The following is a 15714-nucleotide window of genomic DNA, read 5'->3' on the forward strand; positions in this document are numbered from 1 at the left end:
CGCCGCGTCGATGCGGTGTTTAGGAGCTGGTTTGCGCCCGTTTGTATGCTAACGGCGCGCGTTCGTGACATTTAGATCGCAGCAAGCGAAAAATTCGCAACAGAATTGCCGGAGACCGAGAATCTACCGGCTTTTTATTTTGCGTCGCGGCAACTATGTGGGTGATGGTGGGTTGATTCCGCCGCTGCCAGGAGTTGCCGGTGTCCCTCGCTGAAAATGTAGAATACTTGCGACGATTGCGAGAGCTGCACGGCATCACCGGATTCGGGGATTTCCAACGCCAGCCTCGGCCGACGCCAGCCAGTCCGCTGATCGAGATCGATCGCTTCGGCTCCAATCCGGGCCGGCTGAAGATGTTTGCCTATGTGCCGGCGCAGCGTCAGGCGCTGCTGCCGCTCGTCGTGGTGCTTCATGGTTGCGGGCAGAGCGCAGCCGAATTCGATCTGGGCGCAGGCTGGTCGACGCTTGCCAAGCATTACGGCTTTGCGCTGCTACTGCCCGAGCAGCAGCGCGCCAATAATCCGCAACGCTGCTTCAATTGGTTCGATCCCGAGGATATCGTGCGGGATCAGGGCGAGGTCGGCTCCATCAGGCAGATGATCGCGCGCATGGTCGCCGATTGTGCGATCGACCCCAGGCGCATCTTCATCACCGGCCTGTCGGCCGGCGGCGCCATGACCATGGCGATGCTGGCGAACCACCCGGAGCTGTTCGCGGCCGGTGCGGTGATTGCCGGTCTGCCGTTCGGCGTCGCCCGCAACGTGCGCGACGCGATCCTGCAGATGCGCATGCCGCAGACGCGTTCGGCGAGCGAGCTGGGCAAGCTGGTGCGCGGCAATTCACGCCACCGCGGGCCCTGGCCCAAACTGTCGGTGTGGCACGGCACCGCCGACCACACTGTGCATCCTCACAACGCCGACGAGATCGTCAAGCAGTGGCTCGACCTGCACCGGCTGCCGCTGGCGCCGATGGCGGATGTCAAGGTCGACGGCTACCCGCATCAGCAGTGGTGGAATGCCGACGGCGAGACGGTGGTGGAGTCCTTCACCATCACCGACATGGCGCATGGCGCGCCGCTCGGGCTTGCCGCCAACGACAAGCGCTATGGCAAGCAGGGGCCGTTCCTGCTCGAGGCCGGGATCTCGTCCTCCTACCACATCGCGAAATTCTTCGGCGTGACCGATTGGATCAGGCCGCAGAAGATCGCGCCGGAATCGCCGAGCGCCAAGCTCATCCCGCAGGTCTCGCCGATCTCGTCGGCGTTGCCGAGCCTGACCAAGATCCTGTGGCCGAAGGCTACGGAGCCGAAGCCTGACACTGTGACGGCGGTCGAGACCAAACCCGTCGATGCCAAGCCGGCCAATCTCAAGCCTCTCGATGCCAAGCCTGCCACTATTAAGCCGGTAGAGGTGCGGCCTGTCGCAGCAAAGCCCGCGGAGCCGGTTGCCAGGATGGCGCCGAAGCCGCCGCAGCAGAAGCCGCGGCGGGCACAGATCGATGTGACCGCTGTGATCGAGCGCGCGCTGCACGCAGCCGGCTTGAAGAAATAGCTTGCGGTTGGCGGGCTAGAATTCGCCCGTGAGGAATGGATTGGTCATCCGCTCCTGGCCGAAGCTGGAGCCTGCGCCGTGGCCGCAGATGAAGCCGACCTCGTCGCCGAGCGGCAACAGCTTCTCCTTGATCGACCTGATCAGCGTGGCATGGCTACCGCCCGGCAGGTCGGTGCGGCCGACCGAGCCGTTGAACAGCACGTCGCCGACCAGCGCGAAGTGCATTTCTTTGTTGAAGAAGACCACGCTGCCCGGCGAATGGCCGGGGCAATGCAGGATGTCGAAGGTCAGCTCGCCGAGTTCGACCCGTTCGCCCTCGTCGAGCCAGCGGTCCGGCGTGAAGTCGCGCACCCCGGTGATGCCGAAGCGCGCCCCGCTCGACACCACGTTGTCGAGCAGGAACTTGTCGGCGATATGCGGTCCCTCGATCGGCACGTTCAAGGCCTCGCGCAGCTCGGCGGCGCCGCCGACATGGTCGATGTGACCATGTGTCAGCCAGATCTTCTCGACCGTGACGCCGGCCTTGGCGATCGCGTCGCGGATCACCGGCGCGTCGCCGCCGGGGTCGATCACCACTGCCTTCTTGGTGGCCTCGCACCAGAGGATGGTGCAGTTCTGCTCGAACGGCGTGACCGGCACAATCACAGCGCCGGCCTTGGCTTTGTTCTCGGTTTCGTTCTCGGTTTTCTGGCTCATGCTCCCAAGCATGCCCATTTTTCGCACTGCGCCAAGCGAAAAGACGCCCGATACCGCCCTCTTGATGCCGCCGCCTTCGAACCGCCGGGCGGGGCGCTCTGAACTTGCCGGCTGTTCCGGCGTTGGAGCGCCACATCAGCGAGCAGGATGATGCGATGGCCGAGAGCGGGGCGTGGTGGCGCCAGGGTATTTTCTATCAGATCTATCCGCGGTCGTTCCAGGACAGTGACGGCGACGGCGTGGGCGACCTCGCCGGCATCGTCCACCGGCTGCCTTATCTCTTGACGCTGGGCGTCGACGCAATCTGGCTGTCGCCGATCTTCACGTCGCCGATGGCCGATTTCGGCTACGACATCTCCGACTACACCGGCATCGATCCGCTGTTCGGCACGATGGAGGATTTCGATGCGCTGGTTCGGGCCGCGCATGAGAGCGGGTTGAAGGTGATCCTGGACCTGGTGCCGAACCACACCTCCGACCGGCATCCCTGGTTCGTCGAGGCGCGCCGCTCGCGCGACAATCCCCGGCGCGATTGGTACATCTGGCGCGATCCGAAGCCGGACGGTGGGCCGCCCAACAACTGGCTGTCCGAATTCGGCGGCAGCGCCTGGCAATATGACCAGGCAACCGGTCAATACTACTATCACGCCTTTCTCGCCCAGCAGCCGGATCTCAACTGGCGCAATCCGGCCGTGCGCGCCGCGGTCTACGACGTGATGCGGTTCTGGCTGCGCAAGGGCGTCGACGGTTTCCGTGTCGATGTGATCTGGCACCTGATCAAGGACGCCGAGTTCCGCGACAATCCTGCCAACCCTGGCTACATCGAAGGACGGCCACCGCATGAACGCATCTTGCCGCGTCATTCGACCGATCAGCCCGAGGTGCATCAGGTCATCGCGGAGATGCGGAAGGTGCTGGACGCGTTCGGCGATCGCGTGCTGATCGGCGAAATCTATCTGCCGATCGAGCGGCTGATGGCCTATTACGGCAAGGATCTCTCCGGTGCGCACCTGCCGTTCAACTTTGCGCTGCTCTCTGCGCCCTGGCACGCGCGCGACATCGAGAGGATCATCGCCGAATATGAGACTGCGCTGCCGCCCGGCGCCTGGCCGAACTGGGTGCTCGGCAACCACGATCGGCCACGGGTGGCAAGCCGGGTCGGGGCTGAGCAGGCGCGGGTGGCGGCGATGCTGTTGCTGACCTTGCGCGGCACGCCGACGCTTTATTACGGCGACGAGATCGGCATGCGGCAGGTCGCCATCGCACCGGACGGGGTGCGCGATCCCTTCGAGAAGAACGTGCCCGGCATCGGCGTCGGCCGCGACGGATGCCGCACGCCGATGCAGTGGAACGCGACGCCAAATGCCGGCTTTTCTACCGCGGCGCCCTGGCTGCCGGTGGCCGAGGATTTCATGCACGAGAACGTGGTCAACCTGACCGCCGACAAGCGCTCGATCCTCAATCTGTATCGCGCGCTGATCCGCTTGCGTAAGCGCCACGTCGCGCTGGTGGCAGGTCACTACCGGCCGGTCGCGGCCGAAGGCGATCTCCTGCTCTATCGCCGCGACGGGGAGGGCGAGATCCTGACCATCGCGCTCAATCTGGGCGACGATCCGGTGTCGCTCGCGACCGAAGGCAGCGGCCTGGAGGGACAGATCCTGCTCTCGACCCATCTCGACCGCGACGGCGAGCCCATCCACGGCACGCTCGATCTGCGCGGCAATGAAGGCGTGGTGATCGGACGGTCATTGTAGTTGCGGCAAATTCGATGTCGTCCCGGCCTTGAGCCGGGACCCATACCGCGTGATGCAAGAAAGCGGTACGCTGCCAATACCGCGTTCGAGCCACAATCGCCGGTGGTTATGGGTCCCTGCGTTCGCAGGGACGACACCCAATTCGTAGCAGCAGCGTGGGCCTCATTACCCCGGGTGCGCCGCCTTTCGCGTGCGCTTCGCTGATCTTTCGGTATCCACGTCGCTGCGCCGGAGCAGGTAGTCCAAGCCTCCGACCCGGTACCAGCGATAGCCGTAAGGCTCCCGCACCAGCGTATGGCGGCCGCGCTTGTCGGCGCGGCTGTGATCTTCGGCGAGCAGGTTGATCAGCAGCCTGCCGCTGTCGTCAGCCAGCCCGGTCGCAAACGCGATCTCGCGCGGCTTCTCATCGAGATTGTGTACGAACAGCACCGAATTGTTGCGCCAGTCGTAGCGGATGATCAGCACCGCCGGGTCGCGGGTCTCGATCACTTCGAAATCGCCCCAGCCGACCTCCGGCACCTCCTTGCGCATGCGGATGATGCGCTCGGTCCAGTTCAGCATCGAGTTCGGATCGCGCCGCTGCTTGGCGGCGTTGACATGCTCATAGCCGTATGGACCCTGGTCGAGCACCGGCGAGGCCGCCTTGTCGCTCTTGGTGAAGCCGCCATGCGGCTCGGCCGACCATTGCATCGGCGTGCGCGCGCATTCGCGCTCAGGCAGCGCGAGATTGTCGCCCATGCCGAGCTCGTCGCCGTAGCGGATCACCGGCGTGCCGGGCAGCGTGAACATCAGGCTGTAGGCGAGCTCGAGCCGCCGCCGGTCGCCGCCCAGCATCGGCGCCAGCCGCCGTCGGATGCCGCGGTTATAAAGCTGCATGTCCTTGTCCGGCCCGAACGCCTTGAACACCACGTCGCGCTGCGCCTCGGTCAGCCGTCCGAGATCCAGCTCGTCATGATTGCGCAGGAACAGGCCCCATTGCGCGGATGCAGGGCGCGGCTTGGTGGCGACAAGCGCTTTGGCCAGCGGTCGCGTATCCGACGCGGCCAGCGCATAGAACAGATGCTGGTTGACCTGGAAGTTGAACATCATGTGCATGCGGTCGCCGTCGTCGCCGAAATACTCCAGATCGGTCTGCGGCAGCACGTTCGCTTCGGCCAGGATGATCGCGTCACCCTCCCGCCATTGCAGGAATTCGCGAAAGGCGCGCAGCATGTCGTATTGCTCGACCGACTTCTTCACGCTCGCGCCCTTGGTCGCGATCACGAAAGGCACCGCATCCATGCGGAAGCCGGAGACGCCGAGCTGGATCCAGAACCCCATGATCTTGAGAATCTCGGTCTGCACATGCGGATTGGAGGTGTTGAGATCGGGCTGGAAATCATAGAAGCGGTGGAAGTACCAGGCGCCGGCTTCCTTATCGCGCGTCCAGGTCGATTTCTGCACGCCGGGAAACACCATGCCGGTATTGGCGTTGGCCGGCTTCTTGTCCGACCACACATACCAGTCGCGATACGGCGAATCCTTTGAGCGCCGCGCTTCCAAGAACCACGGATGCTGGTCGGAGGTGTGGTTGACGACGAGATCGATGATGATGCGGATGCCGCGTTGCTTGCAGCCATGGGCGAATTCGACGAAATCGCCGAGCGTGCCGTAGCGCGGGTCGACGCCGTAATAGTCGGCAATGTCGTAGCCGCCGTCGCGCTGCGGCGAGGGCTGGAACGGCATCAGCCAGATCGCGGTGACGCCGAGCCCGTGGAGATAATCGAGCCGGCGGGTCAGGCCGACGAAGTCGCCGATCCCGTCGCCATTGGCATCCATATAGGTGCCGACCGCGAGGCAGTAGAAGATGCCGTTCTTGTACCAGAGATCGTCGATCATGAACGGCTGCCTCCCGCCTGGCCGCTGATTGCGGCCGCTTGTTAAGCAGAAGGCGGCACGCGAGTTCCCGGTTCCGTGAGGATGAGAGGGCGCTTGGGTGAACCGCGGAATCGGGTATGCTGAGCGAATGGAATCCGCCGCCGCCAAAATCAGCCTCGTTCCCATTGATGGGCGTCAGTCCGAGACCGCGCTCGCGGTTGCGCGCGGTACCTCGCGGCTGTTGCGCTCGCTCGGCTTCGCCACGGTCAGCGAATTGCCGTTGCCGTCAGGCCGGCGAGCTGATCTGGTGGCGTTGAACGAGCGCGGCGAGATCTGGATCGTCGAGATCAAGTCGTCAGTCGAGGATCTGCGCGCCGACCATAAATGGGAGGACTACCGGCTGCATTGCGACCGGCTGTTGTTCGCGTTCACGCAGGATCTGCCCTGCGAGATCTTCCCTGCGGATACCGGACTGATCGTCGCCGATGCCTATGGCGCGCATCTGCATTGTGAGGCGCCGCTGCACAAATTGCCGGCGCCGACGCGCAAGCTGATGACGGTGCGCTTCGCGCTCGCCGCGGCGCAGCGCATGAGCCGTCTGATCGATCCGCAAGGGCACCAGGAGTTCTAGTCTGCGCTGCGGGCGAACTCTGTCCCGCTGTTTTCGGCGGCTGCGCAGAAAATCGGTGCGTCTACTTGGGCGCCCGCTTGGCGAGGATCCGCTGCAGGGTGCGGCGATGCATGTTGAGCCGCCGCGCGGTTTCTGAGACGTTACGGTTGCACATCTCATAGATGCGCTGGATGTGCTCCCAGCGCACACGGTCGGCCGACATCGGGTTCTGCGGCAGCTCCGATTTCTCACCGCCCGTGGAGAGCAACGCTGCAACGACGTCATCCGCATCGGCAGGCTTGGCGAGATAATCCACCGCGCCCATCTTCACCGCGGTCACGGCTGTCGCGATATTGCCGTAGCCGGTCAGGACAATGGCGCGTGCATCGGGGCGGGTGCGTTTCAATGCCGAGACAACGTCAAGGCCGTTGCCGTCGCCGAGCCTGAGATCGACCACCGCAAACGCCGGGGCAGATTTGCCGATCTGCGAGATGCCGTCGGCGACGCTCTCGCATGACGTCACGACGAAGCCGCGGGTCTCCATCGCCCGCGCGAGCCGCTCCAGGAACGGCTTATCATCTTCCACGATCAGCAGCGAACGATCGGGCTGATTGGCGAGTTCGGCGATGGCACTCACGGTCATCCTCAGGAGGCTCGGTTGTAGGAAGCTATCATACCTCACATATGGCGTTATGGCTCTCGTCTGCCAAGACGGCAGGTGGTGCGGCGTGACGCCGCGTCATTTTCGTGTGTTGTATCAGCTACTTCCGGTTAGATCGGCGCCGTGCCGGTCGCCGGTCTCGCTTTCCTCGACCGCCTCGAAGCGTTGCCGCGGCCAGATGATCTGCACGACTGCGCCGTGGTCGGGAAATGGCCGATTGGTAAACGAGACCTTGGCGCCGGTGCGTTCGAGCAGCGTCCGGGCAATGAAGACGCCCAGCCCCAGGCCGCCCCCTTGGGAGTCGTCGTTTCCGCGGCGCCGCGACAGATAGGGTTCACCGATCCGTTTCAGGATGTCCGGCGCGAAGCCCGGACCGTCGTCGGAGACCGCGATCTCCACCGTCTCATTGTTCCACCAGGCATTGACCTCGACAGCATCGCGGGCGAAGTCCACTGCGTTTTCCAGGATGTTGCCGACGCCGTAGAGGATCGCGGGATTGCGCGTCCCAACCGGCTCCTTGGCCGCGGCAAGGGCGATGCGCACCTTGATATCGACGCCGAAATCCCGGTGCGGCGCCACCGTCTCCTCGATCAGGGTCGAGAGCTTCATGCGGTCGAACATCGAGCCGGTTGATGAGAGCTGAGTGATCTTGCCGAGGATGTCGCGGCAGCGCTGCGCCTGCTCGCGCAGCGTCTTGATGTCACCTGACACCTGTCCGTTGTCCTGCAGCGCCCGCTCGAGCTCGCGCGAGATCAGGACGATGGTGGCAAGCGGCGTGCCGAGCTCATGTGCCGCAGCCGCCGCAAGACCATCGAGCTGGGTCAGGTGCTGCTCGCGCGCCAGCACGAGCTCGGTGGCCGCGAGCGCGTCCGAGAGCTTGCGTGCCTCCTCTGTGACCTGAAACGAATAAAGGCTGGTGACGCCGATCGCGAGCGCGATCGAGAGCCAGACGCCGAAGATATAGATCGGCGGGAAATCCAGCGGCTCTTCGCCATCCCAGGGCAACGGCATATGGAAGAACAGCAGCAGGGTGGCGCAGGCGACCGCGAGCAGCCCGAGCATCACGGTGAGCCGGACCGGCAGCGCGGTGGCCGATATGAGCACCGGCACCAGGAACATGAACGAGAATGGGTTATCCAGCCCGCCGGTCAGATAGAGCAATGTCGCGAGCTCGACGATGTTCAGCGCGAGCAGGCCGCCGGCATGGCGCGGTTCCAGCAGCTGCATCGGGTTGAACGCGATCTGCAGCGCGAGATTGATCAGCGCCGAGACGCTGATGACGGCAAGGCACGGCACCACCGGCAGGTCGAATTCCAGGCCCTGAACGACCACGAAGATCGCCGTCAATTGCCCCAGTGCGGCGAGCCAGCGCAGCCGCAGAATGGTGTCGAGTCGGACCCGCCGCCGCGGGTCGCGAAGCTCGGTGTCCGGCGTGTCGGTGATCAGCGTGTCGGTCATGACCAGCAACTTAGTGTCGCCTGGGGGCGGCGACAAATCGGCCCGTTCACCTGCTTCGCCTGTTGCGCTTCGCAGCGCAATGGCCCAATGAACGGGGCCCATGACACATGATGACGCAGCCTTGCCCCGCGCGGCCGCGCAGGGGCCGCATGTCTCGGCGGCTATCGCGGTCACGCATCTGACAAAGATCTACAAAGCGACCCGCGCGGTCGACGACATCTCGTTTCGGATTGGCCATGGCAGCATCACCGGCCTGCTCGGCGGCAATGGTGCGGGCAAGACCACGACGATTGCCACGATCATGGGGCTGGTGCTGCCGACCTCAGGGCAAGTCGAGGTGCTCGGACATCCAATGCCGGAGCAGAGCGACGAGGTGCTGGGGCGGATGAATTTCGAAAGCCCCTATGTCGATATGCCGATGCGGCTGACGGTGCGACAAAATCTCACGATCTTCGGCCGCCTTTATGCGGTCGGAGGCCTCAAAGACCGTATCGCGCAGCTGGCGTCCGACCTTGACCTTACCGATTTCCTCGATCGCGCCTCGGGCAAGCTGTCGGCGGGGCAGAAGACGCGCGTTGCGCTGGCCAAGGCCCTGATCAACGATCCCGAGCTCCTGCTGTTGGACGAGCCGACGGCCTCGCTCGATCCCGATACCGCCGACTGGGTGCGCGGCCATCTCGAGCGCTATCGCCAACGCCGCGGCGCGACCATCCTGCTCGCCTCCCACAACATGCTGGAGGTGGAGCGGCTCTGCGACCGCGTCATCATCATGAAGCGCGGCCGCATCGAGGATGACGACAGCCCGGCGCAGATCATGGCGCGATACAACCGGAACACGCTCGAAGAGGTGTTCCTCGACGTCGCGCGCGGCCGCGACCGGGAGACCGTGCCATGAACGATTTCTCCCTGGCCATCGCGCCGCACCGGATCGGCGCGATGATCCTGCGCTACTGGTATCTCTTGCTGTCGTCCTGGCCACGGCTGCTGGAGCTGATCTACTGGCCGACATTGCAGATCATCACATGGGGATTCCTGCAGACCTATATCGCCAGCAATGCCGGCTTCTTTGCCCGCGCCGGCGGCACCTTGATCGGCGCGGTGATCCTCTGGGACATCCTGTTTCGAGGCCAGCTCGGCTTCTCCATCTCATTTTTGGAGGAGATGTGGTCGCGCAATCTCGGCAACCTGATGATGAGTCCCTTGAAGCCGATCGAGTTCCTGCTCGCGCTGATGGTCATGAGCGTGATCCGGCTGGCGATCGGCGTGATCCCGATGACGCTGCTCGCCATCGCGTTCTTCCAGTTCAATTTCTACAGCCTTGGCCTGCCGCTGATCGCCTTCTTCTGTAACCTGATCTTCACCTCCTGGGCAGTTGGCATCTTCGTGTCCGGCCTGGTGCTGCGCAATGGTCTCGGCGCCGAGAGCATTGTCTGGACCTTGATGTTCGCGTTGATGCCATTGGCTTGCGTCTACTATCCGGTCAGCGTGCTGCCCGGATGGCTGCAATCGGTGTCCTGGACCTTGCCGCCCACCTATGTATTCGAAGGGATGCGTGCGCTTCTGATCAACCAGGTTTTTCGTGTCGACCTGATGCTCACCGCGCTGGCGCTCAACGCCGCCCTGCTATTGGCGTCATTTGCGGCATTCATTGCTCTGTTGCGGAGCGCCCGGCGCGCCGGGTCGCTGTTGAGCAGCGGGGAATAATCCACATTTTCCCGTGAATTTCCGGTGAGTTTTGGCTCTTGAATGCGTTAGCTAGTGCAACAGCGGATTGACGCTTTATTACGCATTCGGCACTATATATTGCGTTGCAGAGAGGTTCGAAAAGCATGCCGATAGGTGAGTTTGGCGGCGCACCGCCCCTGGCGTCGGAAGGCAGTCCCGTCCTGACGACTCCGATGTACTGGATGTACGAAATGGCGCACGCCTCGCTCAATCCGGCGCGGGCAGTCACGGACGCCACCAAGATCCTGTTTCAAAATCCGCTCAATCCGTGGACCCACACGCAGGCCGGCAAGTCGATTGCGGCGGCCTGCGAACTGTTCGAGCGCACCACACGCCGTTATGGAAAGCCTGAATGGGGGCTCGACGAGACCGAGGTCAACGGTGTCAGAACCCCGGTCGAGATCCACAACGTCTGGGAAAAGCCGTTCTGCCGGTTGCTCTATTTCGACCGCAAGCTGACCCGGCCGCTGCGCGCTCCGCAGCCGCGGCTTCTGATCGTGGCGCCGATGTCCGGCCATTACGCGACCCTGTTGCGCGGAACGGTCGAAGCGTTTCTGCCGACGCATGAGGTCTATATCACGGATTGGGCCGACGCGCGCATGGTGCCGCTCGCGGAAGGCCGCTTCGATCTCGACGACTATATCGATTACGTCATCGAGATGCTCCACGTGCTCGGGACGAACATGCACGTCGTGGCGGTGTGCCAGCCCGCCGTGCCGGTGCTGGCGGCCATCTCGGTCATGGAGGCCGAGCGCGACCCGTTCGTGCCGCTGTCGATGACCTTGATGGGCGGACCGATCGACACGCGCCGCAATCCGACCGCGGTCAACCAGCTCGCCGTTCAGCGCGGCATCGACTGGTTCCGCAATCACGTCATCACCAAGGTGCCGTTCCCGCATCCCGGCGTGATGCGCGACGTCTATCCGGGCTTCCTGCAGCTCAACGGGTTCATCAGCATGAACCTGGATCGCCATGTCGATGCGCACAAGGCGTTGTTCGCCAATCTGGTGAAGGGCGACGGCGATCAGGTCGACAAGCACCGCGACTTTTACGACGAATATCTCGCGGTGATGGATCTGGCTGCGGAATATTATTTGCAGACAGTCGAGACGGTGTTCATCAAGCACGCCCTGCCGAAGGGTGAAATGACCCATCGCGGCAATCCGGTCGACCCATCCAAGATCACGCGTGTGGCTTTGATGACGGTGGAAGGGGAGAAAGACGACATTTCCGGTCTCGGACAGACCGAAGCGACACACAGACTCTGCACCTCGATCCCGGCGCATCGCCGTGTCCACTACGTGCAGCCCGGTGTCGGACATTACGGCGTGTTCAACGGTTCGCGATTCAAGTCGGAAATCGTGCCGCGCATCTCGGATTTCATGATGTCGGCTGCAGATCCGAAAGCATTGCTCGCGCTCGCTGCTGAATAGCCGCGTGGAGTGCTGCGTCCCTGCTCGAATCCGAGTTTGGGTAAGGCGTTGATTTGCCCCGGGAAACCGGATTGCATGAGTGACTCAAGGGGTGAATATGGCGTCACTCCTTGAGCAATGCTTTTGATTAAAGATTCATTCAAAAAGTTGCTTTCGAGGCCCAAGGTCTGGTGTTCGTCGGACGCTGGACCGCTGTATGTTGGGCAAATGATTTGTTTTTGCGCCGAACGATTTCCCTGGCGGCGGATATGGCAGAATCCGGGCGAACTCTTACTCCCCGGACTGACAGATATGGCCACTCGCGCCCTCCTTTATCGGCGGCCCGCCGAACCTTCGCGTCTTCTCGTCAAGCATGGCTCGCAAATCTACTCGATCAGATTGCGCCGCCACCGCAGGGCGCGCCGTTACACGTTGCGAATCCATCCTTCCGACCGCGAAGCGATCCTCACGATGCCGCCGCGCGGCACGATCGCTGAAGCCAAGGACTTCGCGCAGCGTCACGGTGCGTGGATTGCCGCACGCCTCGGTCGTTTGCCGAAGGCAGCACCGTTCTTGCCTGGAACGGTCGTGCCGCTGCGCGGCGTGCCGCACCGGATCGCGCATCGCGCCGGCGAGCGCGGCACGGTCTGGACCGAAACACGCGACAGCGGCGAGAAGGTGCTCTGCGTTGCCGGAGGCCTCGAGCATATCGAACGCCGCGTGCATGACTTCCTCAAGCGGGAGGCTCGGCGCGATCTGCAGAAGGCCGCCGAATCCTATGCCGACCAGCTCGGTGTCAAGGTGAAGCGGCTGTCGATCCGCGACCAGTCGAGCCGCTGGGGCTCGTGTACGTCGGCCGGCTCGCTGTCCTTCTCCTGGCGCCTGATCCTGGCGCCGCCCTTCGTGCTCGACTATCTCGCCGCGCATGAGGTCGCGCATCTCGTCGAGATGAACCACTCGCCGCGGTTCTGGAAAGTCTGCGGCCGGATCTGCGGCTCGGTCGAGCGCGCCAAGAAATGGCTCGATACCTGTGGCAACGATCTCCACCGCTACGGGATCGACGATTGAGACATGACAAGGTCCGGCTGGTCCGGACCTTTTCTTTTTCCGGACCTTTTCTTTTGGTGCGCCTTCATCGGCGCAGCTGCGCCACCGCCCCGGGGCGGGTAGCATTCCTTTAAGCATGATCGCGATCACAAGCGGCGCCGTTTTTAACCGGTTGTAAGAGGAAGCTTGTCAGAACTTATGGGTCCTTGCCCAGGTGACGAGGCGTGATTCCAACCCAGCGCAGCTGCGTTTCCGCAGGAACCTGATGCGCCCCGACGAGTAGCCCATGGCCGAACCCGCCGACGTGTTGTTGGCCGCGCTCGAACACTCCAGCGAAGCTGTGGTCATTCTCGATTCGGATTTGTGCGTTCATCACGCCAACGCCGCTGCTGAGCGCCTGTTCCGTGCCGACGGCGCCGCGCTCGTCGGTTCCGATGTCAGCCGTCTCGGCATCCCGCGCGATCATGCCATCTTCAGGGCCCCTGCCGGCGCAGATCATGCGCTGCCCGATCGCGGCGAGAGCTCGCCGCGGCCGGTCGAGATCAAGCTCCGACCGGCTGACGGCAGCTGCATCTGCGTCAGTCTGACGCTGTCGCGGCTCGAGATCGACGGTACGATCTGGCTCGCGCTGTTTGCGCGGGACGTCACGGCCGAAGTCGAGCGGCGCGACCGGCTCGCGCTGCTCCATTCCGTCGCCGATCGGACCAACCGGGCGATGGTGGTGACCGATCACGAGCTGAAGATCATCTACACCAACGCCGCTTTTGCGGAGATGTTCGGCTACCAGCCTGGAGAGGCGATCGGACGCCGGGCCGACGAGCTGATGGTCGGTCCCTGCACCGACCGCAACGCGATCGAAAAGCTGAAGCTCTGGCTGGCGGAAGACCGCGGCGGCGAGGAGGAAGTCCTCGTCTATGACAAGAGCGGCCGCGAGATCTGGGTTACCGCGTATGTCAAGGCGCATCGGAACCGGCGTGGTGCCGTCAAATATCTGGTCGGCCTGCTGAGCGACATCAGCGAAAGCAAGCAGCTGCGTTCACTGCAGCAGCTGATCACGACGGCACTCGCCGACAATGTCCCAATCGCCGAGATCTGTGACCGGCTCTGCCGGCGCGTTGAGGAGCTTGCACCCGACGTCGTCTGCTCGATCCTCCATGTCGATGCGGACGGGCTGGTCCATCCGCTCGGCGGTCCCAGCCTGCCGGCGGACTATTCTGCGGCGCTGGACGGCATCCCGATCGGGCCTGAGGTCGGATCCTGTGGGACCGCAGCCTATCTCTGCGAGCCGGTCCTGGCACAGGATATCGACGCCGACCCGCGCTGGCAGCCTTATAAAGCGGGTCCGCTGGCGGCGGGCTTGCGCGCCTGCTGGTCGACGCCGATCAAGGGCAAGGACGGGCGGGTCATCGGAACCTTTGCCTTCTACTTCCGGGAATGCCGCGGCCCGAGCCGATGGCACGAGCAGATCGTGGAGGCCTGCGTCCATCTCGGGGCGCTCGCGATCGAGCGGCAGGAGGCGATGTCCGCGGTCGCGCGCATGGCATATTACGATATGCTGACCGGCCTGCCGAACCGGGCCCATATCCGCTCCCTGATCGCGACGGCGCTCGAGGCTTGCCCCGAGGGCGGGCATGTGGCCGTCGCCTATCTCGACGCGGACAACTTCAAGGACGTCAACGACACGCTCGGCCACGCCGCCGGCGACGAGTTCCTGATCGCCTTCGCCAAGCGGCTGCGCGGGCAGTTGCGGCCGGGCGACATGCTGGGGCGGCTCGGCGGCGACGAGTTCCTGGTGCTGCTGCCGAACCGGGATTCGATCGAGGCCTCCCTGATGGCGGCCCGCATCACCGCGGCGCTGGCGGTGCCGCTCACGATCGGCAGCCGGCAGGTGCCGATGTCGGCGAGCATGGGGCTCAGCCTTTACCCGGACAACGCCTCCGACATCGACACGCTGATCAAGCAGTCCGATGCCGCGATGTACAAGGCCAAGAGCGCCGGGCGCGCCACCTACCGCTTCTTCAGCGCCGATCTCGACAAGATCGCCGAGCAACGCTTGATGCACAGCACGGCGCTGCGCGACGCGGTCGCGAACGAGGCGCTGAAGCTGTACTACCAGCCGCAGATCCGGAGCCGGGACGGGGCCATTCACGGCGTGGAAGCGCTGGCGCGCTGGCACGACGAGGTCCTCGGCGACGTATCGCCGGCGAAATTCATCCCGCTCGCGGAGGAATGCGGACTGATCGAGCAGATCGGGCTGTGGTCGATGCGCGAGGCCTGCCGGCAGATGGCCGCATGGCAGCGGGCCGGGCTCGATATTCCGAGCGTCTCGGTCAATCTGTCGCCGATCAACTTCCAGAACGTCAATCTGGCCGCGCGCGTGGCGCAGATCCTGAACGAATACGGCCTGCCGCCGAAGCGGCTGATGCTCGAGATCACCGAGGGCGTGTTCCTGAACGAGCGCGCCACCGTGGTGGCGACCATGAACGAGCTGCGCAATCTGGGCGTCGGGCTGTCGCTGGACGATTTCGGCACCGGCTATTCCAGTCTGAGCCGGCTGGCGCAGCTGCCGATTAGCGAATTGAAGATCGATCGCAGCTTCATGCGCGATGTCGAGGACAATCCGGGCACCCGCGCCATCGTGACCGCGGTGGTCCGGGTCGGGCAGAGCATGAATCTCGCTGTCGTGGCCGAAGGCGTCGAGACCGAGGGGCAGCGCCATCTGCTGGATGAGCTCGGATGCGATGCGCTGCAGGGCTTCCTCTACGCGCGGCCGCTGCCCGCGACCGGTTTCGGGCGATGGTTGCTCGAACACAGTGCCAGTCGCGCCAGCCTGATGCTCAAGCAGATCGGCCGCGCGCTCGCTGCGCCGTCGTCCAAGCCGTCCGGCGTCCCGACGCCGCGCAAGGCCGGCTCTGTGCCTGCGGCCTGATCGCGCTACGCCGCC

The 15714-nt window shown here is 64.0% G+C and carries 12 protein-coding genes; 8 read left to right on the plus strand and 4 right to left on the minus strand.

The genetic code is table 11. From position 1 onward, the window contains the following. Positions 1-200: 200 nt before the first annotated feature. Positions 201-1550 carry a PHB depolymerase family esterase gene (locus BRAS3843_RS21340; RefSeq protein ID WP_008971115.1) on the plus strand — a complete coding sequence of 450 codons (1350 nt, stop codon included), beginning with the start codon at positions 201-203 and terminating at the stop codon, positions 1548-1550. A gap of 15 nt (positions 1551-1565) precedes the next feature. On the opposite strand, the gene BRAS3843_RS21345 is transcribed toward BRAS3843_RS21340, so the two are convergent. Further along, a complete protein-coding gene (locus BRAS3843_RS21345) occupies positions 1566-2246 on the minus strand; it encodes an MBL fold metallo-hydrolase (protein ID WP_008971116.1) in 681 nt (226 codons plus the stop codon). A 155-nt stretch (positions 2247-2401) separates the two neighbouring features. Between BRAS3843_RS21345 and BRAS3843_RS21350 the strand changes: the two genes are divergently transcribed. After that, the gene (locus tag BRAS3843_RS21350) at positions 2402-4000 is read left to right on the plus strand and encodes an alpha-amylase family glycosyl hydrolase (protein WP_008971117.1); all 1599 of its coding nucleotides are present in this window, start codon (positions 2402-2404) and stop codon (positions 3998-4000) included. A 165-nt stretch (positions 4001-4165) separates the two neighbouring features. Here the strand turns inward: BRAS3843_RS21350 and BRAS3843_RS21355 are convergent, their stop codons facing one another. After that, a complete protein-coding gene (locus BRAS3843_RS21355; protein ID WP_008971118.1) occupies positions 4166-5878 on the minus strand; it encodes an alpha-amylase family protein in 1713 nt (570 codons plus the stop codon). 127 nt (positions 5879-6005) lie between these two features. On the opposite strand from BRAS3843_RS21355, the gene BRAS3843_RS21360 reads away from it, so the two are divergent. Next, positions 6006-6488 carry an MmcB family DNA repair protein gene (locus BRAS3843_RS21360; RefSeq protein WP_008971119.1) on the plus strand — a complete coding sequence of 161 codons (483 nt, stop codon included), beginning with the start codon at positions 6006-6008 and terminating at the stop codon, positions 6486-6488. A 61-nt stretch (positions 6489-6549) separates the two neighbouring features. Here BRAS3843_RS21360 and BRAS3843_RS21365 read toward each other — a convergent pair whose 3' ends face one another. After that, positions 6550-7104, minus strand: a complete 555-nt coding sequence (locus BRAS3843_RS21365; RefSeq protein ID WP_008971120.1) for an ActR/PrrA/RegA family redox response regulator transcription factor — start codon at positions 7102-7104, stop codon at positions 6550-6552. A 120-nt stretch (positions 7105-7224) separates the two neighbouring features. Beyond that, complete coding sequence (locus BRAS3843_RS21370; RefSeq protein ID WP_175361146.1) at positions 7225-8586, minus strand: ActS/PrrB/RegB family redox-sensitive histidine kinase; 1362 nt, start codon at positions 8584-8586, stop codon at positions 7225-7227. A 100-nt stretch (positions 8587-8686) separates the two neighbouring features. Between BRAS3843_RS21370 and BRAS3843_RS21375 the strand changes: the two genes are divergently transcribed. From BRAS3843_RS21375 to BRAS3843_RS21395, 5 genes are all read left to right on the plus strand, one after another. Then, positions 8687-9481 (plus strand): ABC transporter ATP-binding protein, encoded by a 795-nt coding sequence (locus BRAS3843_RS21375; protein WP_008971122.1) that lies wholly within the window; start codon positions 8687-8689, stop codon positions 9479-9481. Next, positions 9478-10290 carry an ABC transporter permease gene (locus tag BRAS3843_RS21380; protein WP_008971123.1) on the plus strand — a complete coding sequence of 271 codons (813 nt, stop codon included), beginning with the start codon at positions 9478-9480 and terminating at the stop codon, positions 10288-10290. The genes BRAS3843_RS21375 and BRAS3843_RS21380 overlap by 4 nt, the downstream gene beginning before the upstream one ends. A 125-nt stretch (positions 10291-10415) precedes the next feature. Next, positions 10416-11744, plus strand: a complete 1329-nt coding sequence (gene phaZ, locus BRAS3843_RS21385) for a polyhydroxyalkanoate depolymerase (RefSeq protein WP_008971124.1) — start codon at positions 10416-10418, stop codon at positions 11742-11744. Between the two features lie 207 nt (positions 11745-11951). Beyond that, positions 11952-12791 carry a SprT family zinc-dependent metalloprotease gene (locus BRAS3843_RS21390; RefSeq protein WP_035982373.1) on the plus strand — a complete coding sequence of 280 codons (840 nt, stop codon included), beginning with the start codon at positions 11952-11954 and terminating at the stop codon, positions 12789-12791. Between the two features lie 265 nt (positions 12792-13056). Continuing rightward, entirely contained in the window at positions 13057-15699 is a 2643-nt protein-coding gene (locus tag BRAS3843_RS21395; RefSeq protein ID WP_008971126.1) for an EAL domain-containing protein, read from the plus strand. Positions 15700-15714 lie beyond the last annotated feature (15 nt).

Source organism: Bradyrhizobium sp. STM 3843 (genome assembly GCF_000239815.1).
Classification (GTDB): Bacteria; Pseudomonadota; Alphaproteobacteria; order Rhizobiales; family Xanthobacteraceae; genus Bradyrhizobium.

What these genes read in the sequence shown, in the direction of transcription:
- BRAS3843_RS21370 (WP_175361146.1), bottom strand. Translation starts at nt 8,586, where the DNA reads ATGACCGACACGCTGATCACCGACACGCCGGACACCGAGCTTCGCGAC.
- BRAS3843_RS21350 (WP_008971117.1), top strand. Translation starts at nt 2,402, where the DNA reads ATGGCCGAGAGCGGGGCGTGGTGGCGCCAGGGTATTTTCTATCAGATC.
- BRAS3843_RS21375 (WP_008971122.1), top strand. Translation starts at nt 8,687, where the DNA reads ATGACACATGATGACGCAGCCTTGCCCCGCGCGGCCGCGCAGGGGCCG.
- BRAS3843_RS21380 (WP_008971123.1), top strand. Translation starts at nt 9,478, where the DNA reads ATGAACGATTTCTCCCTGGCCATCGCGCCGCACCGGATCGGCGCGATG.
- BRAS3843_RS21395 (WP_008971126.1), top strand. Translation starts at nt 13,057, where the DNA reads ATGGCCGAACCCGCCGACGTGTTGTTGGCCGCGCTCGAACACTCCAGC.
- BRAS3843_RS21355 (WP_008971118.1), bottom strand. Translation starts at nt 5,878, where the DNA reads ATGATCGACGATCTCTGGTACAAGAACGGCATCTTCTACTGCCTCGCG.
- phaZ (WP_008971124.1), top strand. Translation starts at nt 10,416, where the DNA reads ATGCCGATAGGTGAGTTTGGCGGCGCACCGCCCCTGGCGTCGGAAGGC.
- BRAS3843_RS21345 (WP_008971116.1), bottom strand. Translation starts at nt 2,246, where the DNA reads ATGAGCCAGAAAACCGAGAACGAAACCGAGAACAAAGCCAAGGCCGGC.
- BRAS3843_RS21360 (WP_008971119.1), top strand. Translation starts at nt 6,006, where the DNA reads ATGGAATCCGCCGCCGCCAAAATCAGCCTCGTTCCCATTGATGGGCGT.
- BRAS3843_RS21390 (WP_035982373.1), top strand. Translation starts at nt 11,952, where the DNA reads ATGATTTGTTTTTGCGCCGAACGATTTCCCTGGCGGCGGATATGGCAG.